22 protein-coding genes are annotated in these 22006 nt (G+C 75.5%); 11 read left to right on the top strand and 11 right to left on the bottom strand.

Translation table 11 applies throughout. From position 1 onward, the window contains the following. Positions 1–23 precede the first annotated feature (23 nt). From rfbB to GA0070558_RS25620, 5 genes are all read left to right on the top strand, one after another. Positions 24–1022 carry a dTDP-glucose 4,6-dehydratase gene (rfbB, locus tag GA0070558_RS25640; RefSeq protein ID WP_176734373.1) on the top strand — a complete coding sequence of 333 codons (999 nt, stop codon included), beginning with the start codon at positions 24–26 and terminating at the stop codon, positions 1020–1022. Positions 1023–1101: 79 nt separating this feature from the next. Beyond that, positions 1102–2073 (top strand): ATP-binding cassette domain-containing protein, encoded by a 972-nt coding sequence (locus GA0070558_RS25635; RefSeq protein ID WP_091284328.1) that lies wholly within the window; start codon positions 1102–1104, stop codon positions 2071–2073. Continuing rightward, positions 2070–2903 (top strand): ABC transporter permease, encoded by an 834-nt coding sequence (locus tag GA0070558_RS25630; RefSeq protein ID WP_091284325.1) that lies wholly within the window; start codon positions 2070–2072, stop codon positions 2901–2903. Before GA0070558_RS25635 ends, GA0070558_RS25630 begins: the two co-directional genes overlap by 4 nt. A 98-nt stretch (positions 2904–3001) precedes the next feature. Beyond that, complete coding sequence (locus tag GA0070558_RS25625) at positions 3002–5791, top strand: SCO1167/SCO6262 family helicase (RefSeq protein WP_091284323.1); 2790 nt, start codon at positions 3002–3004, stop codon at positions 5789–5791. A gap of 11 nt (positions 5792–5802) precedes the next feature. After that, entirely contained in the window at positions 5803–7116 is a 1314-nt protein-coding gene (locus GA0070558_RS25620; protein ID WP_256092121.1) for an SWIM zinc finger family protein, read from the top strand. Between the two features lie 20 nt (positions 7117–7136). On the opposite strand, the gene GA0070558_RS25615 is transcribed toward GA0070558_RS25620, so the two are convergent. Both GA0070558_RS25615 and GA0070558_RS25610 read right to left on the bottom strand, forming a co-directional pair. Further along, positions 7137–8288 (bottom strand): helix-turn-helix domain-containing protein, encoded by a 1152-nt coding sequence (locus tag GA0070558_RS25615; RefSeq protein WP_256092127.1) that lies wholly within the window; start codon positions 8286–8288, stop codon positions 7137–7139. 22 nt (positions 8289–8310) lie between these two features. Beyond that, positions 8311–8793, bottom strand: coding sequence for a hypothetical protein (locus tag GA0070558_RS25610; protein WP_091284317.1), 483 nt, complete (start codon positions 8791–8793; stop codon positions 8311–8313). A gap of 290 nt (positions 8794–9083) precedes the next feature. On the opposite strand from GA0070558_RS25610, the gene GA0070558_RS25605 reads away from it, so the two are divergent. The 3 genes from GA0070558_RS25605 to GA0070558_RS25595 all read left to right on the top strand — a co-directional run bounded on the left by GA0070558_RS25605 (position 9084) and on the right by GA0070558_RS25595 (position 11135). Next, a complete protein-coding gene (locus GA0070558_RS25605; RefSeq protein WP_091284315.1) occupies positions 9084–9311 on the top strand; it encodes a GntR family transcriptional regulator in 228 nt (75 codons plus the stop codon). Positions 9312–9450: 139 nt separating this feature from the next. Continuing rightward, the gene (locus tag GA0070558_RS25600; RefSeq protein ID WP_091284313.1) at positions 9451–10218 is read left to right on the top strand and encodes a TetR/AcrR family transcriptional regulator; all 768 of its coding nucleotides are present in this window, start codon (positions 9451–9453) and stop codon (positions 10216–10218) included. A 62-nt stretch (positions 10219–10280) separates the two neighbouring features. Continuing rightward, the gene (locus GA0070558_RS25595) at positions 10281–11135 is read left to right on the top strand and encodes a S1 family peptidase (RefSeq protein WP_091284310.1); all 855 of its coding nucleotides are present in this window, start codon (positions 10281–10283) and stop codon (positions 11133–11135) included. A gap of 19 nt (positions 11136–11154) precedes the next feature. On the opposite strand, the gene GA0070558_RS25590 is transcribed toward GA0070558_RS25595, so the two are convergent. From GA0070558_RS25590 to GA0070558_RS25565, 6 genes are all read right to left on the bottom strand, one after another. Further along, positions 11155–12117, bottom strand: a complete 963-nt coding sequence (locus GA0070558_RS25590) for an anti-sigma factor RsbA family regulatory protein (protein WP_091284308.1) — start codon at positions 12115–12117, stop codon at positions 11155–11157. Continuing rightward, the gene (locus GA0070558_RS25585) at positions 12114–12944 is read right to left on the bottom strand and encodes an MEDS domain-containing protein (protein ID WP_218107096.1); all 831 of its coding nucleotides are present in this window, start codon (positions 12942–12944) and stop codon (positions 12114–12116) included. Before GA0070558_RS25585 ends, GA0070558_RS25590 begins: the two co-directional genes overlap by 4 nt. Before the next feature lie 94 nt (positions 12945–13038). Continuing rightward, positions 13039–13599 (bottom strand): NADPH-dependent FMN reductase, encoded by a 561-nt coding sequence (locus tag GA0070558_RS25580; protein ID WP_077936999.1) that lies wholly within the window; start codon positions 13597–13599, stop codon positions 13039–13041. Positions 13600–13653: 54 nt separating this feature from the next. Then, on the bottom strand, positions 13654–14631 hold the full coding sequence (locus GA0070558_RS25575; RefSeq protein ID WP_091284307.1) for an ROK family protein: 978 nt from the start codon (positions 14629–14631) through the stop codon (positions 13654–13656). A gap of 5 nt (positions 14632–14636) precedes the next feature. Further along, positions 14637–14990 (bottom strand): DoxX family protein, encoded by a 354-nt coding sequence (locus GA0070558_RS25570; protein WP_077937001.1) that lies wholly within the window; start codon positions 14988–14990, stop codon positions 14637–14639. Between the two features lie 104 nt (positions 14991–15094). Continuing rightward, on the bottom strand, positions 15095–15526 hold the full coding sequence (locus GA0070558_RS25565; protein ID WP_091284306.1) for a type II 3-dehydroquinate dehydratase: 432 nt from the start codon (positions 15524–15526) through the stop codon (positions 15095–15097). Positions 15527–15793: 267 nt separating this feature from the next. Between GA0070558_RS25565 and GA0070558_RS25560 the strand changes: the two genes are divergently transcribed. The 3 genes from GA0070558_RS25560 to GA0070558_RS25550 are packed head-to-tail and all read left to right on the top strand — an operon-like array spanning position 15794 to position 18878. Further along, positions 15794–16957: a DegT/DnrJ/EryC1/StrS family aminotransferase gene (locus GA0070558_RS25560; protein ID WP_091284303.1), complete on the top strand. Its 1164-nt coding sequence runs from the start codon at positions 15794–15796 to the stop codon at positions 16955–16957. Further along, the gene (locus tag GA0070558_RS25555; RefSeq protein WP_091284300.1) at positions 16954–18141 is read left to right on the top strand and encodes a Gfo/Idh/MocA family protein; all 1188 of its coding nucleotides are present in this window, start codon (positions 16954–16956) and stop codon (positions 18139–18141) included. Before GA0070558_RS25560 ends, GA0070558_RS25555 begins: the two co-directional genes overlap by 4 nt. A 38-nt stretch (positions 18142–18179) precedes the next feature. Further along, the gene (locus GA0070558_RS25550) at positions 18180–18878 is read left to right on the top strand and encodes an HAD-IA family hydrolase (protein WP_091284298.1); all 699 of its coding nucleotides are present in this window, start codon (positions 18180–18182) and stop codon (positions 18876–18878) included. Positions 18879–19112: 234 nt separating this feature from the next. On the opposite strand, the gene GA0070558_RS25545 is transcribed toward GA0070558_RS25550, so the two are convergent. The 3 genes from GA0070558_RS25545 to GA0070558_RS25535 all read right to left on the bottom strand — a co-directional run bounded on the left by GA0070558_RS25545 (position 19113) and on the right by GA0070558_RS25535 (position 21775). Further along, positions 19113–19847, bottom strand: a complete 735-nt coding sequence (locus GA0070558_RS25545; protein WP_091284296.1) for a class I SAM-dependent methyltransferase — start codon at positions 19845–19847, stop codon at positions 19113–19115. Positions 19848–19946: 99 nt separating this feature from the next. Then, on the bottom strand, positions 19947–20960 hold the full coding sequence (locus GA0070558_RS25540) for a 3-dehydroquinate synthase family protein (protein ID WP_091284294.1): 1014 nt from the start codon (positions 20958–20960) through the stop codon (positions 19947–19949). Further along, positions 20951–21775 (bottom strand): hypothetical protein, encoded by an 825-nt coding sequence (locus GA0070558_RS25535; protein ID WP_091284424.1) that lies wholly within the window; start codon positions 21773–21775, stop codon positions 20951–20953. The genes GA0070558_RS25540 and GA0070558_RS25535 overlap by 10 nt, the downstream gene beginning before the upstream one ends. Positions 21776–22006 lie beyond the last annotated feature (231 nt).

Raw genomic sequence — 22006 nt, 5'->3', positions numbered from 1 at the left:
GCCGCGTCGGTTAGCGTCGCGGCATGGAACACATGCTGGTCACCGGGGGTGCGGGGTTCGTCGGCGCCAACTTCGTGCGCCGGGCGCTGGCCGCCCGGCCGGGCCTGCGGCTGACCGTGCTCGACGCGCTCACCTACGCCGGGAGCCGGGACAGCCTCGCCGAGGTCGCCGACCGGATCACCTTCGTCCGTGGCGACGTCTGCGACGGCGACCTGGTCGACGCCCTCGTCTCGGACTGCGACACGGTGGTCCACTTCGCCGCCGAGTCCCACGTGGACAACTCGTTGCAGGACCCGACGCCGTTCCTGCGTACCAACGTCGAGGGCACGTTCGTGCTGCTGGAGGCGGTCCGCCGGCACGACCGGCGGCTGCACCACGTCTCCACCGACGAGGTGTTCGGCAGCCTGCCGTTGCACGGCGGCGGGGCGTTCACCGAGCAGAGCCGGTACGACCCGTCCAGCCCGTACTCGGCGACGAAGGCGGCCTCGGACCTGCTGGTGCGGGCGTGGGTCCGGTCGTACGGGGTGCGGGCGACGACGTCCAACTGCGCGAACAACTACGGGCCGTACCAGAACGTGGAGAAGTTCCTGCCCCGGCAGATCACCAACGTGTTGCGCGGTCAGCGGCCCAAGCTCTACGGCACGGGCGCGAACGTGCGGGAGTGGACCCACGTCGACGACCACAACGACGCCGTGCTGCTGATCCTCGACGCGGGGGTGTGCGGGGAGACGTACCTGATCGGCTCCGGGGCCGAGTGGAGCAACCGCGCCCTGCTGGAGTTGACCCTGACGATGCTCGGCCGGCCCGCCGACGACTTCGACCACGTGCCGGACCGCCCCGCCCACGACCTGCGCTACGCCTGTGACAGCTCCAAGATCCGCCGGGAGCTGGGCTGGCGTCCCCGCCACCGGGACCTGGCCGACGGGCTGGTCGCCACCGTCGACTGGTACCGCCGCAACGAGTGGTGGTGGGGGCCGCAGAAGGCCGCCACGGAGGCCCGCTACGCGGCGATCGGCCGGTAGCGGCGTCACCGTCGCCCTGCCCGTACGTGCTACCGTATCTTGTACGGCAACGTTGGTGGGGTGCGGCGGAGGGGGCGACGTGACAGCGGGTGGATACGCGATCGCGGCGGAGGGGCTGCGCAAGCGGTACGGGGACACCCCGGCCCTGGACGGCTTCGACCTGCGGGTCCGGCCGGGAAGGGTGTGCGGCCTGCTCGGCCCGAACGGGGCGGGGAAGACCACCGCCGTGCGGATCCTGTCGACCCTGCTGCGCCCCGACGCCGGCCGCGCCGAGGTCGCCGGCTTCGACGTGGCCCGCCGGCCCGACCAGGTGCGCCACCGCATCGGCCTGGTCGGGCAGCGCGCCGCCGTGGACGAGGTGCTCAGCGGCCACGAGAACCTGGTCATCTTCGGCCGGCTGTGCCACCTCGGCGCGAAGCGCGCCCGGCAGCGCGCCGACGAGCTGCTCGACCGGTTCGGGCTCGCCGACGCGGGCGGCAGGCCGGTCAAGGCGTACTCCGGTGGCATGCGCCGACGGCTCGACCTGGCCGCCGGGATGATCCTGGCCCCGGCGGTGCTCTTCCTCGACGAGCCGACCACCGGGCTGGACCCGCGCAGCCGCAACGAGGTGTGGGAGGCGGTCCGTGAGCTGGTCCGCGCGGGGACCACCGTCCTGCTCACCACCCAGTACCTCGACGAGGCCGACCGGCTCGCCGACCGGATCTCGGTGCTCGACGGCGGGCGGGTCATCGCCGAGGGCACCCCCGACGACCTGAAGGCCCGGCTCGGCGGCGACCGGATCGACCTGGTCGTCCGCGACGCCGCCGACCTGGCCGCGGCCGGGGCCCAGCTCGGCCGGGTGGCCGGCGGCGAGCCGGAGGTCGACCCGGACCGGCGGCTCGTCAGCGCCCGGGTGGAGCACCGGGCCGGCGCGCTGACGGAGCTGCTGCGGGCGCTCGACGCCGCCGGTGTCGCCGTCGAGGACGTGGCGCTGCGCCGGCCGACCCTGGACGAGGTGTTCCTGCACCTGACCGGCCGCCGCACCGAGACCGCCGAGGAGGTCCCCGCGTGACCAGCACGACCCTGCCCGACACCGCGTCCCCGCACGTGACGCCCGGCCGCCCCGCCCTGCTGGCCGACAGCGTCACGCTGACCCGGCGCAGCCTGGCCCACTGGCGGCGCGACCCGGGGCCGCTGGTCGCGGCCCTCGGGTTCGACATCGTCATGGTGCTGATGTTCGCCTACCTGTTCGGCGGCGCGTTGCGGGTGCCCGGCGGCGGCGACTACCGGGAGTTCCTGATGCCCGGCATGTTCGCCATGACCATGGTGTTCGGCATCAGCCTCACCACGCTCGCCGTCTCCGCCGACCTGGACCGGGGCGTCACCGACCGGCTCCGCTCGATGCCGGTCTCCCCGCTGGCCCCGCTGGTCGGCCGGGCGGCGGCCGACCTGCTCTTCGCGGTGCTCACCCTCGCGGTGATGCTGCTCGTCGGCCTCGCGGTCGGCTGGCGGGCGCACGGCGGCGTCGGCGACACCGTCGCGGCGTTCGGGCTGATCCTGCTGCTGCGCTTCGCCCTGGTCTGGGTGGGCGTCTTCCTCGGCCTCGTGCTGAAGGGCCAGCAGGCCGTGGCCGGAGTGCAGACGCTGGAGTTCCCGCTCGGCTTCCTGTCCAGCGCGTTCGTCGCCCCGGCCACCATGCCCGGCTGGCTCGGCGCGGTCGCCGAGTGGAATCCGCTGTCGGCGACCGTCGGCGCGACCCGGGAGCTGTTCGGCAACCCCGGCTGGGGCGGCGACTCCTGGGCCGTCCAGCACGCGCCCGCGCTGGCGCTGATCTGGCCGGTCGTGCTGGTCGCCGTCTTCCTGCCGCTGTCGGTGCGCAGGTACCGGGCCCTCGGCCGCTGACGCCCGCCGCGATCGTGCCACCTACGGTACGACGTACGCTAGGATTGTCCTTCCCTCGGCGGGCGGTCGCCGCCCGCCCGATCACCGCTGGAGGCACGGTGCGACTCGGCCGGTTCGCGGTCGTCTTCGAGCCGGGCGACCCGCCCCGGGCCGGCACGGTCAGCTTCTACGACCCCGCCGGGCACGCGCTGCCCGAGGAACTCGACGCGCTGGGGGAGTGCGGCGAGCTTGACCTCGCCCTCCGGCTCGACGGCCCCGTGGCGGCGTGGACGGTGCCCGCCTGCGCCGTGCCGGTCGGCGACGCGGTCCGGCAGCTCGCCGCGCTGCGCGACGCCGACGCCCCCACCCCCGCCGCCGCGTTCTGGTCGGCGGTGGCGGTCACCGGCCTGCACCTGGCCGCCCGGGGGCGGATCCTGCCCGGCGTCTCCCCGCAGGGCTGGGACGCCTGGCGGGTGGGCCCCCTCGACGTGGCCGACGTGGAACGCATCCGGGCCCTCGCGGCGGCGATGCCGCCCGAGGCGCGGGCGATACCGGTCGACGCCGCTGCCGAACACCTCACCCTGCCCGAGCCGGAAGGGCTGGTCCGCGCCTTCCTCGACGCGGTGGCCGACACCCTGCCGCGCACCCCGGCCGCGACGTGGCTGACCGGCGACCCCCGGTTCGCCGGCCTGGACCCGGAGCCGGTGGACGACCTGCGCGACTGGGCGCGGGAGGTCTCCGCCGGCGTCGACACCGGCCTGCGGGTGGCGCTGCGGCTGGAGGGCCGGGGCGACCTCGGCAGCACGCCGCTCGCCGCCGTGGTGCGGCTGCGCAGCCTCGCCGACCCGACGCTGGTCGCCGACGCGGCGGCCCTGTGGGAGGGCGACGGGCACGGCCTCGGCGAGCAGGCCACCTTCGAGGCCATGCTCGCCGTGCGCCGCGCCGCCGTCGTGTGGCCGCCGTTGGAGCGGCTCCTCGACCACGCCGCGCCGGTCGAGCTGGAGCTGCTCGACGAGGACCTGGTCGACCTGCTCGGCGGCGCTCAGGCGCGGCTCGCCGCCGCCGGCATCGACGTCGAGTGGCCGCCCGGGATCTCCCGCGAGCTGGCCGCCCGGGTGCTGGTCGGCTCCCCGCCGGAACGGCCCGCCGAGGTGGCGGAGTTCTTCCGCTCCGCCACGCCGCTGCCGCTGAGCTGGCAGCTCACCCTGGCCGGCGACGCACTGACCGACGACGAGATGGACCTGGTGGCGAAGTCCCGGCCGATCGTCCGGCTGCGGGACCGGTGGGTGGCGGTCGAGCCGGAGCTGGCCCGCCGGGCCCGCGAGCGGCAGCTCCCGCCGCGCAGGGCGTACGACGCCCTGGCCGCGACGCTGATCGCCAGCACCGACGTCGAGGGCGAACGGGTCGACGTGGTCGCCGACGGCTGGCTGGGCGCGCTGCGCGAACGGATCGCCGAACCCGACGCCGGCCCCGAGCCGCTGGAACCGCCGGCCGGGCTCCATGGCACGCTGCGCGAATACCAGCTCCGCGGCCTGCGCTGGCTGGAGCGGATGACCTCCCTCGGCTTCGGCGGCTGCCTCGCCGACGACATGGGCCTCGGCAAGACCGTCACCGTCATCTCGCTGCACCTGCGCCGCCAGGCGGAGCCGGCCACCGCCGGGGCCACCCTCGTCGTCTGCCCCGCGTCGGTGCTCGGCAACTGGGAGCGGGAGATCCGCCGATTCGCCCCGGGCGCGAGCGTCCGCCGGTTCCACGGCACCGCCCGGTCCCTCGACGGGCTCACCGGCGGGTTCGTGCTGACCAGCTACGGCACCATGCGCCTCGACGCGGGCAGCCTCGCCGGGCACGAGTGGGGCCTGGTGGTCGCCGACGAGGCGCAGTACGTCAAGAACCGGCTCAGCGGCACCGCGAAGGCGCTGCGGGCGATCCCCGCCCGGGCCCGGGTCGCGCTCACCGGCACGCCGGTGGAGAACAACCTCTCCGAGCTGTGGGCGATCCTCGACTGGACCACCCCCGGCCTGCTCGACTCCGTCGGCGCGTTCCGGGCCACTTGGGCCCGGCCGATCGAGGTGGACCGCGACGGCCCCGCCGTGGCGCGGCTGTCCCGACTGGCCCGCCCCTTCCTCCTGCGGCGGCGCAAGTCCGACCCCGGCATCGCCCCCGAACTGCCGCCGAAGACCGTCACCGACCACCTCGTGTCGCTCACCGCCGAACAGGTGGCCCTCTACCAGCGGGTGGTCGCCGACGTGCTGGCCGAGATCCGCGCCAGCACCACCACCATCGCCCGGCGCGGCCTGGTGCTCAAGCTGCTCGTCGGCCTCAAGCAGGTCTGCAACCACCCGGCGCACTACCTGAAGGAGGCGCACGGCCCGCTCACCGGCCGGTCGGAGAAGCTGCAACTCCTCGACGACCTGCTGGAGACCATCCTCGCCGAGGACGGCGCGGCGCTGGTCTTCACCCAGTACGTCCAGATGGCCCGGCTGCTCCAGCGGCACCTGGCCGAGCGGGGCGTGCCGGCGCAACTGCTGCACGGCGGCACGCCCGTGCCGCAGCGCGAGGAGCTGGTGCGCCGGTTCCAGGCCGGCGAGGTGCCGGTGTTCCTGCTCTCGCTCAAGGCGGCCGGCACCGGCCTGAACCTGACCCGGGCCGACCACGTCGTCCACTACGACCGGTGGTGGAACCCGGCCGTGGAGGAGCAGGCCACCGACCGCGCGTACCGGATCGGGCAGACCCGGCCGGTGCAGGTGCACCGGCTGATCGCCCAGGGCACCCTGGAGGAGCGGATCGCCGAGCTGTTGGAGGCCAAGCGGGAGCTGGCCGACGCGGTGCTCACCGGCGGCGAGACCGCACTGACCGAACTCTCCGACGCCGAGCTGCTCCGGCTCGTGCAACTGCGCCACCAGGGATGAGGGGCCGCGACGTGGACTTCGACATCGAGTACGACTTCGACGAGGCGGAGCCCGACGACGAGCGGGAGCCGGACGCCGGGCCGACCGCCGACGAGCGGCGGGCGCGCAGCTTCCCGAGGTTCGGCCCCGGCCGGCGGGTCGGCAGGAAGTTCGCCGACACCTGGTGGGGCAACGCCTGGATCGAGTCGATGGAGCGCACCGCCCTCGACCCGGAGCAGCTCAAGAAGGGCCGCCGGTACGCCTTCGCCGGGCAGGTCGGGTCGATCACCGTCAGCCCCGGCCGGATCTCCGCCGGGGTGCACGACGGCGACCAGTACACCCCGCACGACACCATCGTGCGCGTCGGCACCCTCGCCGCGGCCGAGTGGGACCGGCTGCTCGACCGGGTCGCCGCGAAGGCCGGGCACATCGCGGCCCTGCTCGACCGGGACATGCCCCACGACCTGGTGCAGACCGCCGACGACGCCGGGGTGCGCCTGCTGCCCGGCTACGGCGACCTCGACCCCGAGTGCGACTGCCCGTCCTGGGACCACCCGTGCCGGCACGCCGCCGCGCTTGCGTACCAGGCGGCGTGGCTGCTCGACCGGGACCCGTTCGTGCTGCTGCTGATGCGTGGGCGGGGCGAGGCGGAGCTGATGGCGGACCTGCGCCGGCGCAACGCCCGCCGGTCCGTCGCCGCCGACGCCACCGACGAGGCGGCCGGCACCCCGGCCGAGCAGGCGTACGCCGCGCCGCCCGCCGCCCTGCCCGCGTCGCCGGGGCCGGTGACCGGCGAGCCCCTCGCCCTCGCCCCGCTGCTCGCCGGGCACGAGGCGCCCGGCATCGACGCCGAGGCGCTCGGGGTGCTCGCCGCCGACGCGGCGCACCGGGCCCGGGACCTGCTCGCCGTGACCGGATCGGGGCCGCTCGTCCCCGAGCCCGACGCCTGGTGCGACGCGGTGCGGTTGGCGGCCCGGATGCCGCGATCTGCGGCGACGAGGCGGCTGGGCGAGGCCAGCGGCCGGGTCGCCGACCTCCCCCGGGCCGTCAGGGCCTGGGAGTACGCGGGCGCGGCCGGCGTGGACGTCGTCGACGCGGTGTTCGGCCCGCCGAAGGAACTGGTCGCCCGGGCCACCGAGGCGCTGCGCGAGGCGGGCGGGGTCGACGGGGCCGCGCCCGAGGTGCGCAACTGGCGCAACCGGTGGACGGTCGGCCGCGACGCGCAGGTGCGCTACGGGCGCGACGGCCGCTGGTATCCGTTCCGCAGGCGCGCGGGCCAGTGGTGGCCGGCGGGGCCGCCCGGTCCCGACCCGGCGGACGCGCTGCTCGACCTGATCGAGGAGTGACCACCAACCGCGGTGGCCGGTCATGTCGGGAGGCCGATGGCCGTGGCCAGGCTGGCCACGTCGGCCGGCAGCGGCCCGCCGCGCGTCAGCTCGGCGATCACCGTACGCGCCGCAGGCCGCAACCGAACCTCGCTGGGCGCGGTCCGATCCGCCTGGATCAGGGTCCGCCCCGCCGCGAGCAGGTCGCCCACGAGCAGGTGCGCCTGTGCGACGTCCAGCAGGTAGGCCGCCCGGTGCTCGACCGGCAGCCGTAGCCACTGGCCGAGGGCGACGACCTCGGCGTGCAGGGTGACGGCCTCGTGGGCGTCGCCGAGGTCGGCGGCGGTGGTGACCCGGGCCAGTGTCACGGTGGCGGGGCAGAAACCGACGCGGCACGGGTCGTCACCGTGGTTGACCTGCGCGGCGATGCTGGCCGCCTGGTCGAGCAGCTCCCGTACGCCGTTCGCGTCTTTGCACGCTGCGGCGGCGCGGGCGGCCTCGACCAGCAGGGCCCCGCGCAGCAGCATGGTGCCGGGCGGTCGAGGGGTGGTGATCCGGTGTGTGGCGGGGACGGTGGCGGCCAGCGCCAGCCGGGCGCAGCCGAGGGCGCGTAACGCCTGCCCGAGCGGCACGACGGCCGACGCTGACAGCGACGGGTCGCTGCTGGCCACGGCCATCGCCCGGTCTGCGGCGAACCAGCTGAGGTCGGCCTGACCGAGCTTGACCAGCACCGACGCGGTGATCCGGTACGCCTGCACCAGCAGGCTGGCCGTCTTGCCGCTGCCGCTGGCGGCGTGGGCGAGTTGGGCGTCGCCGAGTAGGCCGGGCAGCGCGCGCAGCAGGCCCGGGTAGTCGGCGTGCTCGTACGCCAGCCAGGCATGCCCCACCCGTGCGGCCAGGTCGCCGGCCGGGGTGGCCGCGGGGCGGTCCGGGTCGGTGTCGTAGCGGGCGAGAGCAGCGCGTACCGCGTCGATTCCGGCCGCGACCGATGCGCCGCCGGTCGGTGGCGGGGTGTCCCGTCCGAGCAGGAGTGTCGGGTCGACGCACAGCACGGTGGCGACCTCGGCGATGACGGAGAACCTGTCCAAGGTGCGTACGCCGCGTTCGACCTTGTCGACCCAGCTCTTGGATCTGCCCAGCCGGTCGGCGAGCATCTGCTGGGTCATGTGCCGCCGGCTTCGCAGGCGGGCCACGCGGCGGCCTATCGGCAGCTCATCATTGGTCACGACGCCACCGCCGGTCGGGTATTGCCCGGGTGGTCTCCTCGGCGGGTATCCGCTCCGCCTCGGCCAGCTCCAGCAGGCGTTGCCGGGCCGCCTGCCGTTCGGCTTCCTGTATCTGCTCGCCCCGACTCTGCTCCTGGTCACTGCCCAGCATGTCTCCCGCCTTCTGGCTGGTGCGCATACCACCGCCGGTGGCCTCGACCTGTCGAATCGGGCGCTCTGGTGCCGCCCACGACCCGAGCGGTCTGGCGCACCACCCGACGAAGCGCTCGGTGATCTCGGCGGTGCTGACGCCGACGATCTCCTCGCGGGCGTCGCGCAGGTAGTCGCTCATGTACCGGGTGAGCGTCCGAATGTTGCAGTGGCACAGCTCCTTGAGCTGGCGTTTGCGGGTCAGGCAGGGCCACGGCTCACCGCAGGCGCGACAGTTCCAGTCCGGCCGCGACGGGCTGTGCGGCGCCGGACAGTCAGCCATCGCCGCACCCGTCGTCCGCCTGCCGGTGGCTGCCGGGGCGGCGCTGGGAGTCGGGCGGCCACATGGGCGGGTCGGCGGGCTTGTCTGTGCTGGGCTCCATCTGGGTCCTTCTGCTGTCGACGTCATGGTGCTCATCGCGAGTGGTGCGCGTGTGGTGCCGATCCCCGCGTCAGACGCCAGCCAGGGCGGGGGACTGCAGATCTAGGTCACTGTATGACCTAGGTCAATCACTGCGCGGACCCCGTCGGCGAGTCGTGATCTAATCGCCGGGCCAGCCAGGGAGTGACCACATGCCCATACCGATGTCGTCGCGGCAGATCGCAGACGACCTGACTGCCCGGATCAACGCTCGGGAGTACCAGCCCGGCACCAAGCTGCCGTCGTTGCGCGAGCTGTCCGACCTCTACTCGGTCAGCGTGTCGACCATCCAGCGTGCCCTGGAGTTGACCCGTGATCGGGGTCTGACGGTGGGCCGCGCCGGCAGTGGGGTGTACGTCGCGGACGAGCCGCAGAGGTGACGGTGCGGTGCCGGTGCGCCTGGTGTGGGCGGGATCTGTTCGGCAACGCCGTCTGAGCCGCATCTCCGGGCCGGTCGGCGACCGGCCCGCCGCTCGCCCCGTACGAGGTACGGTATCCCGCCGTTAGGATGGCGGCACTATGTCGAACGCGCGCAAGGGCAAGGTCGACCCCGCCCGCAGCCTGGCCATCCTCTGGCGCACCCGCGAGCCGGCCAGCCGCAGCGCCGGGCCCGGCCTCAGCGTCGACCGGATCGTCCGGGCGGCGATCGAGATCGCCGACGCCGAGGGGATCGACGCGCTCACCATGCGCCGGGTCAGCGAGGCGCTGGGCGCCGGCACCATGTCCGTCTACACGTACGTGCCCGGCAAGGCCGAGCTGCTCGACGTCATGGTCGACACGCTCTACGGCGAGATGAGCCGCCCGGTCGACGTGCCCGGCGGCTGGCGGGCCCGGCTGGAGCAGATCGCCCGGGAGAACCTGCGGCTCTACCGCGCCCACCCGTGGCTGCTGCGCGCCGAGACGAGCCGGCCGGTGCTCGGCCCGAACCTGCTCGCCAAGTACGACTACGAGCTGGGCGCGGTGGCCGACATCGGGCTCGACGACGTCGAGATGGACGCCGTGCTCACCCTGGTCCTCGGCCACGTGCGGAGCGCGGCGCGGGCCGAGCTGGACGTGGTGAACCTGGAGCGCGAGACCGGCATGACCGACGGCCAGTGGTGGCAGTCGCACGCGCCCTGGCTGGAGCGGTTCATGAAGTCGGGCAGCTACCCGACGGCCGCCCGGGTCGGCACCGCGGCCGGCGAGGCGCACGGCGCGGCGTACGGGCCGGAGCACGCGTTCGAGTTCGGCCTGCAACGGGTGCTCGACGGCATCGCCGTGGTGGTCGCCGACCGTCAGGGCACTTGATCCGGGCGGGCCCGGACGGGGAAGCTGTACGCATCCACGCACGCCGATACATGGAGGTTCGGATGCGCCGCTTCCCCCTGCTCGCCCTCCTGCTCGCCGTACCCCTGCTCGCGCCGCCGGTGGCTGCCCACGCCGCCCCCACCGCCCCGACCGGCGTGCCCGCCCCGGTCGTCGTCGCCGACGCGCCGGCCGGCACCGCGTGGACCGTGGACCCGGCCACCGGCCGGACCACCGTCGCCGCCGACGACACGGTCGGCGAGGGCCAACTGGCCGCCCTGCGCGTCCGGCTCGCCGGCACCGACGCCGTGGTCCGCCGCGAACCGGGCCGGCTGAGCACCCTCATCGCCGGCGGGCAGGCCGTCTACGCCGCCGGCGGCGGGCGCTGCTCGCTCGGCGCGAACGTCCGCAGCGGCAGCACCTACTATTTCGTCACCGCCGGCCACTGCACGACGACCGCCACCACCTGGTACGCCGACAGCGCCGGCACCAGCGTCCTCGGCTCCCGCGCCGGCAGCAGCTTCCCCGGCAACGACTACGGCATCGTCCGCTACACCTCCACCACCGTCGCCCACCCCAGCGCCGTCCACACCTACCCCGGCACGCTGACCGTCACCGGCACCGCCGCGCCCGTCGTCGGCATGGCCGTCTGCCGCAGCGGGGCCACCACCGGCGTGCGGTGCGGCTCGATCACCGGGCTCAACGCCACCGTCAACTACGCCCAGGGCTCGGTCACCGGCCTGATCCGCACCAACATCTGCGCCGAACCCGGCGACAGCGGCGGCCCGCTCTACGTCGCCGCCACCGGCAGGATCGTCGGCATCCTCTCCGGCGGCAGCGGCAACTGCACCACCGGCGGCACCACCTACTACCAGCCGATCAACGAGATCCTCGCCGCGTACGGGGTGACGATCCCCTGAGCGGGCGGGCCGGGCGGCCTCAGGCGACGAAGTGCGGGTTGCCCGCCGTCAGCCGCAGCGTGTAGCCGCCCGGCCCCCGGTGCGCCGACACGTGGTTGCAGGACTGGTGGGCGATCCACAGGCCGAGGCCGCCTTCGGCGCCGTCGCCGGCCGGGAGCAGCCCCGCGAACGGGTCCTTCGGCCCGTCGCCGCCGTCGGAGACCGTCGCCACCAGCCGGTCGGGCCCCACCCACAGCCGCAGGCAGACCGGCGGCTGGCCGTGGCGCAGCGCGTTGGTCACCGTCTCGCTGACCGCCACCACCAGGTCCTCGGCGTCGTCGACGGGCAGCCGGCCCCCGCCGGCGGCGTGCACGGCGGCCCGGGCCTGCGCCGCCGTGGGCTCGGCCAGCTCGACCACCGGCGGCGTCGACTGGAGCGGGTCCGGCGGCGCAGGCCGGTTCTCCCGCAGGTAGGTGGTCGGTTCCGTGTAGCCGGGACTCGGCACGTGCCGCCCGTCCGGGGTGGCGTGCCGGGGATGGGTGCGCGCCACGTCCCGCAGCACCGACGCGGGCGTGCTGCGCGTGTCGTACGCGCACATGCTCCACAGCGGGAACTCGTCGTACGCGTGGTTGATCGCCGACTCGTAGCGGGCCCACCAGTCCCAGGTCACCCCCAGGGCGACCGGCGGCAGCTCCCCGACGATCCGGATCTGCCGCGCCCCGTCGGCCACGTGCCCGGCGAGCATCTCGCGGTAGGAGCGGATGGCGGCGGTCGGCCGGGCGTAGACGTCGCCGCCGGGCAGGAAGGTGACCCCGCAGCCGGCGGGCAGGGCGCCCCGCACCAGGGCGGCGTTGCGCGCGCCCAGCGACACCACCGTCGGCTCCCCGGCCGCGACCCCGCCGAGCAGGAACGGCACCACGACCGCCAGCAGCTCCTCCTCGGAGGCATAACAGACCGCCTCGTGGAAGTAGCCCCGGTGACCCGCCGCCGCACCCGTCCTCACCGCGCGGCCTCCACGCGTATCCCGGGCAGGCCCAGCAGGTCGACGAGGCGGGCCACGCCGACGCCGGGCAGGACGCGCAGCACCGCCACGGCACCCAGACCGCGGGCGTACTCGCCAAGGAGCTGCAGGCAGCGGTGGTCGGCGAAGCGCAGCCGGCCCGCCTCGAACACCACCCGCCCGTCGACCGGCCGGGGCGCGGCCCGCTCCAGCGCCGTGGCGAGCAGGTCGCGGGCCGACCGGTCCAGCTCGCCGGCCAGCCCCGTGCGGCCCCGGCCCGCCGCGTAGAGCCGGAACAGCACGTCGTCGACGTTGCCCGCCGGGTGCAGGCAGGCCAGCTCGGCGACCGCCGCCGCACCCAGCTCACGGGGGTCGTAGACGCACATGGCGGAGAACGGGTGGGCCCGCATGTAGCCGTCGATCAGGTGTTCGTAGCGGGTGAAGGCCACCCGCTGCCGTGGGGTGCGGACCAGCCCGGTGGCCTCCGCGACCACCCGCAGCCCGGCGTGGCCGGCGGCCAGGGCCGCCTCGGTCGCCTCCGCGTAGGCCCGCACCTGGGCGGCCGGGTCGGCGACCCGGCCGTCGACGTAGGTGCCGTCGAGCGGGACGACCCGGGCGCTGCCGTCGCGCAGGGCGTCGGCCAGCCCGGGGACGGCGGCCAGCCACTCGCGGGCCCCGGCCGGATCCCGCTCCGTCACGAACCACAGCTCCTCGCCCGCGGCGAGGCCGACGGTGAGGAACGCGCGGGCGGCGGCCTCGAAGGCGGCCGGGTCGTCGTGGCGCCAGCAGACGTGGTCGGTGGGCAGCGCGGGGCACCCGTCGCCGCTCACCGATGCTGCCCCATGCCCGCAGTCTATGCCCACCCCGCCGCGGCCGGCCGTCCCGGCCGTCCGCGCTGGTGGGGGCGGTTCTGCGGCGGCCGGTTCAGCGCCCCCGCAGCACGCGCAGCGCGCCGGCCCAGGCGACCACCTGGTCGAGCATCTCGCCCACCGCCTTCGCCTGCGCCGGGGCCGGCCGGAACTCGGTGAAGTCGACGAAGTCCGTCACCAGGGAGAGCGACACCTGCGACCGGACGTCGGCGACCTCCACCTGGGAGAGGACCAGCCGCAGGTGCTCGGCCGCCCGGGTGCCCCCGTGCACCCCGTAGCTGACCAGCCCGGCAGCCTTATTCCGCCACTCCCGGTAGAGGTAGTCGATCGCGTCCTTGAGCACCCCGGGCACGGAGTGGTTGTACTCCGGGGTGACGAAGACGTACGCGTCGAAGGCGGCGATCCGGGCGGCCCACCGGCGCACCGCCGGGTCACCCGACGGGGCCATCGACGGCGGCAGCGGCGTGTTCAGGTGCGGCAGGGCGTGATCGGCGAGGTCCACCAGCTCGGCGGTCGCGTCGCCGCGCTGGGCGGCGATGTCCCGCACCCAGGCGGCGACGGCCTCCGCCTTGCGGCCCGGCCGGGTGCTGCCGACGACGACACCGATCCTGATCATGTGCGTTCCTCTCGGTCGAACGGGCGGCCCGGGTCGACCCGGGCCGGTGCGGCTTCAGCGGGGCGCGGCCAGGTCCCGGGCCAGCGCCACCGCGCCGTGCAGCGAGGAGAGCCCGCCCAGGGCGGCGGCCCGCACGGCGGGGGCCGGGCGGCCCGGCCGGGCGAGCCGGATCACCTCCCGACCGACCAGGTCGACGAAGCCGGGCAGCCCGGCGGCGAAGCCGCCGCCCAGCACCGCCACCGCCGGGTCGAGCAGCTCGCCCAGGCTGACCACGGCCGCCGCGAGGGCCGTACCCGCCGGTCGGACCGCGTCGTGGGCCCACGGCCGGTCCTGCGTCAGCCCGTCGCGCAGCTCGGCGAAGCCCACCTCGCCGCCCCGGGCTGCTGCGGCCCGGCGCAGCGTCGCCGGCCCGGAGGCGATCGCCTGGAGGCAGCCGTGCCGGCCGCAGTCGCACCGGGGCCCGTCGATGTCGACGACCAGGTGGCCGACCTCGGGGGAGCCCCGGCCCGGCACCGGCAGCGGCCGGCCGCCGAGCACCACGCCACCGCCCACGCCGGTGCCGACCCCGAGGTAGACGACGTCCTGCGCGCCCACGTGCCGGGCCTCGGCCAGCGCCGCCAGGTCACCGTCGTCGGCCCAGGCGGTGCGGCTGCCCGGGAAGAGCCCGCGCAGCGTCTCGTCGAAGGGCAACCCCGCCCAGCTCGGCCGGCCCGGCCACACGACCACCCGGCCCGTCGGGCCGGTGGTGCCGGGCATCGCCACCCCGACCGCCGCGAACCGCAGCCCCGACTCCGCGCGCAGCGCGCCGACCGCGTCGGCCAGCGCCGCCACGTCGGCCTCGACGCCGCCGCCGGGCCAGGCCAGCACCCGCTCGTACGCCCGGACGCCCGCTCCCGTCGCGCCCCGGACCTCCCCGGCGCGCGCGCCCTCCGCAGGCCCGGCCGCGAACTCCTCGGCGCGCAGCGCCACCTTGGTGCCGCCGATGTCGACGCCGAGGACGCCGACGTGGTCCCTGTCGCTGCCCCCGGGCACCGGTCTCACCTCTGGAGCACGTGCAGCACCGCGAGCGCGGCGGCCGCCAACCCGAACGCGATCGGCATCACCGTCACCGCGAACGGGTCCCGGGCGCGCAGGTGGTAGCCGGCGGCGCCGATCATCAGCGGGACGAGGCCGACCGCCGCCGCGAGCCCGGCCAGCGGCCAGAACAGCCCGACGAGCAGGCCGACGACGGCCGCCAGCTCCAACACCCCGATGACCCGGGTGAGGCCGGCGGAGACGCCGAGGTGGTCCATCCGCTCGCGGGTCTTGCGCTCGCCGACGAGCTTCTGCACGGCCGTGGCCATGAACACGGCGGCCAGGATGATGCTGAGGGTGATGGTGGGAGTCCGCACGGAAACATCCTTAGTGGAGGGGGGTGACGGGTCGCCGGGACCCTGTCGGGCTGCCCGGACCCGGCGGGCCGGTCGACGCGGGGGGTCCTGCCTTCCGGCCGGGCTCAGCCGACCGTGGCGACGAGGGCGCGGGCGGCCAGCCGGTAGCCCAGCGGGCCGAGCCCGACGATGACCCCGCTGGCCAGCGGGGCGAGCACCGAGTCGTGCCGGAAGCTCTCCCGGGCCCACACGTTGGACAGGTGGACCTCCATCCACGGCCGGGGATAGTTGGCCAGCGCGTCGCGCAGGCTCCAGCCCGCGATCATCAACGCGCCCGGGTTCACGATCGCGCCGACCGTGTCGTAGCGCTCCTGCACCGTACGCACCAGCGAGCCCTCGCAGTCGTGCTGCACGGCCACCACGTTCCAGCCCCGCGCGGCGACCTCCTCGCCGACCGCCCGCTCGATGTCGGCGAGCGTGTCGGTGCCGTAGATCTCCGGCTGGCGTCGACCGAGGATGCCCAGGTTCGGGCCGTTCAGCAGGAGCACGTCGGACACAGCTCACCTCGCGTGGGGCGACCCGGCGGGGCCGGCGACAGATTCCCCGCAGTCTTACTACGCCACCCGCCGACCACGGGCCGGGCACCGCCGGCCGACCGGCGAACTAAGGGGTGGGTAGGGGCCCGCTAGGGGAAGTGAGCAGGCTGCCGGGTCGGTTAGCGTCCACCGCGAGCCGATGACGTTGCCAGCTGGAGACCGCTGCGTCCAGCCGCCGCGGGACGGCCGGGGAACCGCTGGTCCTCCTGGATTGGGAAGTGGGAAGTCATGAGTGGTCAGCCGTCGACGGTGCCGGAGTTCCCCGAGTGGCCGCAGTTCGGTGACGAGGAACGAGCCGGCCTGATCCGCGCCCTCGAACAGGGCCAGTGGTGGCGGATGGGCGGGAGCGAGGTCGACACCTTCGAGGCCGAGTTCGGGGCGTACCACGGCACGCCGCACGCCCTCGCCGTCACCAACGGCACCCACGCCCTGGAGGTGGCCCTCGAGGTGCTCGGCGTCGGGCCCGGCGCCGAGGTCATCGTGCCGGCGTTCACCTTCATCTCGTCGTCGCTCGCGGCGCAGCGCCTCGGCGCGGTCGCCGTGCCGGTCGACGTCGACCTCGACACCTACTGCGTCGACCCGGCCGCCGTCGCCGCCGCCGTCACCGACCGCACCAAGGTGATCATGCCGGTGCACATGGCCGGGCAGTTCGCCGACATGGACGCGCTCGACAAGATCGCCGCCGACGCCGGGGTGGCGCTGCTCCAGGACGCCGCGCACGCCCACGGCGCGCAGTGGCAGGGCCGCAAGGTCGGCGAACTCGGCTCGATCGCCGCGTTCAGCTTCCAGAACGGCAAGCTGATGACCGCCGGCGAGGGCGGCGCGGTGCTCTTCCCCGACGAGGAGACCCGCGAGCGCGCCTTCCTCGTGCACAGCTGCGGCCGGCCGCGCACCGACCGCGACTACCTGCACCGCACCACCGGCTCCAACTACCGGATGGGCGAGTTCACCGCCGCCGTGCTGCGCGCCCAGCTCGCCCGCCTCGCCGGCCAGATCGACGTACGCGAGCAGCGCTGGCCGCTGCTGGCCGGCCTGCTCGCCGAGATCCCCGGCGTGGTCCCGCAGACCATCGACCCGCGCACCGACCGCAACCCGCACTACATGGCCATGTTCCGCATCCCGGGGATCACCCCGGAGCGCCGCCGCGCCGTGGTCGACGCGCTCATCGCCCGGGGCGTGCCCGCGTTCGTGGCGTTCCGGGCCATCTACCGGTGCGAGGGCTTCTGGAAGGCCGGCGCCCCCGACGAGACCGTCGAGCAGATCGCCGCCCGCTGCCCCAACGTCGAGCAGATCCACTCCGACTGCGTCTGGCTGCACCACCGCACCCTGCTCGGCACCGAGCAGCAGATGCACGACATCGCCGCCGTGCTGGCCGACGTCCTCGCCGGATGACCACCCCGCCGCCGGCCGTCTCCGGCGTCGCCGTGCCGCCCGGCGGCCCGATCCGGGTCGCCGTGGTCGGCCTCGGCTGGGCCGGCCGGGAGATCTGGCTGCCCCGGCTCGCCGCGCACCCGGCCTTCGAGGTGACGGCCCTGGTCGACCCGCAGCCGGCCGTCCGGGAAGCCGCCCGCGACACCCACGCGGTGCCCTTCGCGTACGCCGACGTCGACGACCTGCCCGCCGGCGCGGCGGACCTGGTGGTGGTGGCCGTGCCCAACCACCTGCACGCCGCCGTCGCCGCCCGGCTGCTGCGCCGGGGCGTACCCGTGTTCCTGGAGAAGCCCGTCTGCCTCAGCTCCGCCGAGGCGGCGCTGCTGGCCGACGCGGAGCGCGCCGGCGGCGCGGTGCTGCTGGCCGGCAGCGCCGCCCGGTGGCGCGCCGACGTGCGGGCCCTCGCCGACGCCGCCGCCGAGCTCGGCCCGATCCGGCACGTCGACGTGGCGTGGGTCCGTGCCCGGGGGGTGCCCGACGCGGGCGGCTGGTTCACCCGCCGCGACCTCTCCGGCGGCGGCGCGCTCGTCGACCTCGGCTGGCACCTGCTCGACACGGTGCTGCCGCTGCTCGGCCCGGCCACCCGGATCACCCGCGCCGTCGGCAGCGTCTCCGCCGACTTCGTCAACGACACCGCCGCACACGCCGTCTGGCGCGACCCCGCCGGTTCCGCCGCTGCCGCAGGCGCGCTACGGGGTGACGGTTCGGTCGGCGGGTCGCGGGGCGACGTCGAGGACACCGCGCGGGGGTTCCTGCTCACCGCCGACGGCGCGTCCGTCGCCGTGCACGCCTGCTGGGCGTCGCACGAGGCGCTGGACCGCACCACCATCACCGTGCATGGCGTCGCCGGCACGGCCACCCTGCGCTGCACGTTCGGGTTCAGCCCGAACCGGGAGCCGTCGCCGGTGCTCACCCGCACCCGCGACGGCGAGACCGTCGCGCTGCCGCTGCCCGCCGAGGCGATCGGCACCGAGTACGACCGCCAACTCGATGCCCTGCCCGGCCTGCTCACCGCCCCGGCCAGCCGGGGCGCGGCCGTCGCCGAGGCACACCGGACCATCGACATCATCGAACGGATCTACCGCACCGCCCGGCCCACCGAGCCGGAGCGGGAGCACGCGCTGGCGGGCCAACGCGACCGGTGAGAACCACCGGCGACCTCACTCGCTCCGGGGAGCAGCCAATGACCCATCCACCGTCCACCATCGACGTCACCCTCCCGCCGCCGCCCGCCCGGGGCCCGATCCGCGCGGTCGTGTTCGACCTCGACGGCGTCGTGGTCGACAGCTCGGCCGTCATGCGCGAGGCGTTCAGCATCGCGTACGCCGAGGTGGTGGGCGACGGGCCCGCGCCGTTCGAGGAGTACAACCGGCACATGGGCCGGTACTTCCCGGACATCATGCGGCTGATGGGGCTGCCGCTGGAGATGGAAGAGTCGTTCGTCCGGGAGAGCTACCGGATGGCGCACCTCGTGCCGCTGTTCCCCGGCGTACGCGAGACCCTGGAGGAGCTGCACGGCCGGGGCGTCCGGATGGCCATCGCCACCGGCAAGAGCGGCCCCCGGGCCCGCTCGCTGCTCGACACGCTCGGCGTGCTCGGTCTGTTCGACCAGGTGATCGGCTCCGACGAGGTGGCCCGCCCGAAGCCGGCCCCGGACATCGTCCTCGCCGCCCTCGGCCACCTCGACGTGCCGCCGGAGCAGGCCATGATGGTCGGCGACGCGGTGATCGACCTGCTCAGCGGCCGGGACGCCGGCGTCACCACGGTCGCCACCACCTGGCACGGCGGGGACGTCGCCGCCCTGCTCGCCGCCGGCCCGGACGTGGTCGCCCACGCGCCGACGGACCTGCTGGCGTACTGCCCGGCGGCCCTGGTCCCCTGACCCGCGCGCCCTGGGCCGCGCGGCGGCGCTGGGCCGCGGCGCGGCCAGGTGCGGCCAGGTGCGGCCTGGCGCGGTCGGGCGCGGCCGAGCGCGGTCGGGCGCGGCCGCCATGTCGGCGGCATGGCGGTATCAAGTCGGCCCGGATGCCGCGATGTCGCCGACATGGCGGGGCGACCCGCCGGCCCCGGACCCCGCCGACGCGGCGGCGGGGCGTTCGGCGGGCGCGGCGACCGGTCAGGGGAGGCGGTACACGGAGACGTGGTCGCGCGACTCGGCGGTGAACTCGCCGCCGGCCCAGTCCGCGTGCCGCGACTCCAGCTCGAAGCCGGCCAGCTGCGCCATCAGGTCCAGCTCCGCCGGCCAGATGTAGCGGTGCGGCGTGCGGAACACCTGCGCCTCGGTGCCCTCGCCGAACCTGAAGTGGTGCGACACGACGTGCTGGCGCAGCACGTCGTAGGTGTCCAGGCCGAGGTAGCCGGGCTCGCAGTGCCAGACCGTGGCCTGCCGGCCCGGCGGGAGCTGGCGCAGCTCCGGCACCCACAGCTCGACCACGAACCGGCCTCCCGGGCCGAGGTGGCGGGCCGCGTTGCGGAAGCAGGCGACCTGCTCGGCCTGGGTGAGCAGGTTGGCGATCGTGTTGAAGACCAGGTAGACGAGCGTGTACGCCCCCGGCGCGACGGTGGTGGCCATGTCCCCGACGACCACGGGCAACGCCGCCTCGTCCACCTTCGTCCGCAGCCTGTCGACCATGGCGGTGGACAGCTCGATGCCGGTGACGGGCACCCCGCGCTCGGCGAGCGGCACGGCCACCCGGCCGGTGCCGACGGCGAACTCCAGCGCCGCCCCGCCGCCCGCGAGCGCGGCGAGCCGGTCCACGGTCGGCCCCAGCACCTCGGGGGCGAACATGCCGACGCCCGGCGTGTCGTAGCGCGCGGCGGCGTCCGCGTCCCAGATGTCTTCCTGCCTCATGGGCCGACGATCGTCCTACGACGGCACGCTGTCCACCCGATTACGGCTTGTTAGGAAGGGTCCCCTGTACAACAGAATGCGTTAACAAGGTGCCCTTCCTTACGCCAAGGCGGTGCGGACGGCCTCCGGTGGGACGTCCGCCACCAGCTCCGGCCCGGCCGGGCCGTCGAGGACGAACGACAGGCCCGCCGTGGCCTTCTTGTCGCGCCGCATGAGCGCGACCAGCTCGTCGTGGTCCACGTCAGAGGGCAGCTCCGGGTCCAGGCCGTAGCCGGCGACCACCTCGTGGTGCTCGGCGACCCGCTCGGGGCCGATCCGGCCGAGGACGCCGGCGAGCCGGCCCGCGAAGACCGTGCCGACGCCGACGGCCTCGCCGTGCCGCAGCCGGAAGCCCGTGGCGACCTCCAGCGCGTGCCCCAGCGTGTGGCCGTAGTTGAGGATGTGCCGCAGCCCCGAGTCGCGTTCGTCGGCGGCGACGACCCGCGCCTTGAGCGCCACGCACGCGGCGATCTGCTCCGCGACGGGCCGCCCGCGCAGGTCGCCCGCGCCGATGAAGTGGGCGCGGGCGATCTCCCCGTAGCCGTTGCGCCGCTCCCGCTCCGGCAGGGTCGTCAGGTGTTCGGTGTCGCAGAGCACCGCGCGGGGCTGCCAGTAGACGCCGACGAGGTTCTTGCCCTCCGGCAGGTTCACCGCCGTCTTCCCGCCGACGCTGGCGTCGACCTGGGCCAGCAGCGACGTCGGCAGGTGGATGACGGCGATCCCCCGGTGGTAGAGGCCGGCGGCCAGCCCCACCACGTCGGTGGTGGTGCCGCCGCCGCAGGAGACCACCGCGTCGGTGCGGGTCAGCCCGAACTCGGCGAACGCCCGGCACAGCTGTTCCACCGTGGCGAGGGTCTTGTCGTGTTCGCCGTCGCGGGCCGGCACCACCCGGTGCGGCACGCCCGGGTCGGGCGTCCACTCCGGCGGCCGGGCCGAGACCACGACGACCCGCCGCGCGCCGATCCGTGCCACCTCCGTCGGCAGCCGGTGGCGCACGCCCGGCCCGATCAGCACCGGGTAGGCGCGCTCGCCGAGCGCCACCTCGATCCGCGCGGGGGTCCCTGTCACCTGCATGCGGCTGCTCTCTCCTCCGACTCGGGTGTGCGGCGGACCAGCGTCAGCCGCAGCGCCAGCGCGGCCAGCGCGTCGACGTCCGGGGCGATGCCCCACCGGTCGTGGCTGAGCTGGGCGTGGTGGGCCAGCAGGAAGCCGCGCGGCGCGTCCGGGTGGTCCCGCCCGGCGAGGTCGGCGACCCGGTCCAGGTAGCGCCGCCACGCGGCCTCGGTCGCCCCGCCCGGCGGCAGGTCGTCCGCCGCGAGGACGATCTTGTCCGCCCCGGCGGCGGCCTGCGCGGCCAGTTCCCGCCGCTGCGCCCCGGTGAGCGCCGCGCCGCGGTCCTGCCAGTGCAGGAAGAGGAACGCGGCCCGGTCGGCCGCGGGCAGCAGCCCGGCCAGGTGCCGCAGGTGCGCCACGGCGAGCGGCAGCTCCGTGCCGGGCAGCCACGGCCCGTCCCCGGCGAGCAGGGCCAGCGCCAGGTCGCTGCCGGCCTGCGCGAGGGGTCCGCCCCGGGCCGGGTCGCGGACCACGTGCGGCTCGTCGACCAGGGAAAACCCTCGGTCGTACGCGCGCAGCCCGGCCCGGACCGCGGCGAGCCCCGCCGCCGACGCGCAGATGCCGAGGCGCAGCCGCGGCCCGGCGGCGGAGCCGGCCGGGGCGACGGGGACGCCGGTGGGGTCGAGCCGGTCGTAGAACCAGCCGGACCCCGGGTCGGCGCGGCGGGCTGCGGCGACCAGCCCGGCGACGACGGTGCCGACCAGCTCGGCCGCCCGGGCGTCCGGGCAGCCGCCGGCCGGCACGGCCAGGCGGGCGAACAACCACGAGCGTTCCAACGACGGCACCTCGACTGACGGAAGGCGGGGCATGGGCGCGACGGTCTGCGCAGGCTCGCCCCATCATCACCTCCGCCGCAGGTCGCGCCGGTCGGTCGGCGGCCGGAACTGGGGACGGGTTAGGGGTGCGACAGGGGTAGGTCGCCGCCACGACGCTGGGAAGACTTGTGCCGTTACGGCGAGCGAGGTCTACGCCGCGGATGGGGAGTCTCGCCGAGCGGACGGATGGTG

The sequence above is a fragment of the Micromonospora haikouensis genome (genome assembly GCF_900091595.1).
Classification (GTDB): Bacteria; Actinomycetota; Actinomycetes; order Mycobacteriales; family Micromonosporaceae; genus Micromonospora; species Micromonospora haikouensis.
The sequence above is the reverse complement of the archived record's forward strand: the minus strand, read 5'-3'. Positions and strand labels throughout refer to the sequence as shown.

Excerpts from the sequence above, each read along its gene's own strand:
- GA0070558_RS25545 (WP_091284296.1), bottom strand. The coding sequence starts at position 19,847 with ATGAGGCAGGAAGACATCTGGGACGCGGACGCCGCCGCGCGCTACGAC.
- GA0070558_RS25560 (WP_091284303.1), top strand. The coding sequence starts at position 15,794 with ATGAGTGGTCAGCCGTCGACGGTGCCGGAGTTCCCCGAGTGGCCGCAG.
- GA0070558_RS25580 (WP_077936999.1), bottom strand. The coding sequence starts at position 13,599 with ATGATCAGGATCGGTGTCGTCGTCGGCAGCACCCGGCCGGGCCGCAAG.
- GA0070558_RS25605 (WP_091284315.1), top strand. The coding sequence starts at position 9,084 with ATGCCCATACCGATGTCGTCGCGGCAGATCGCAGACGACCTGACTGCC.
- GA0070558_RS25555 (WP_091284300.1), top strand. The coding sequence starts at position 16,954 with ATGACCACCCCGCCGCCGGCCGTCTCCGGCGTCGCCGTGCCGCCCGGC.
- GA0070558_RS25550 (WP_091284298.1), top strand. The coding sequence starts at position 18,180 with ATGACCCATCCACCGTCCACCATCGACGTCACCCTCCCGCCGCCGCCC.
- GA0070558_RS25540 (WP_091284294.1), bottom strand. The coding sequence starts at position 20,960 with ATGCAGGTGACAGGGACCCCCGCGCGGATCGAGGTGGCGCTCGGCGAG.
- GA0070558_RS25600 (WP_091284313.1), top strand. The coding sequence starts at position 9,451 with ATGTCGAACGCGCGCAAGGGCAAGGTCGACCCCGCCCGCAGCCTGGCC.
- GA0070558_RS25595 (WP_091284310.1), top strand. The coding sequence starts at position 10,281 with ATGCGCCGCTTCCCCCTGCTCGCCCTCCTGCTCGCCGTACCCCTGCTC.
- rfbB (WP_176734373.1), top strand. The coding sequence starts at position 24 with ATGGAACACATGCTGGTCACCGGGGGTGCGGGGTTCGTCGGCGCCAAC.
- GA0070558_RS25610 (WP_091284317.1), bottom strand. The coding sequence starts at position 8,793 with ATGGCTGACTGTCCGGCGCCGCACAGCCCGTCGCGGCCGGACTGGAAC.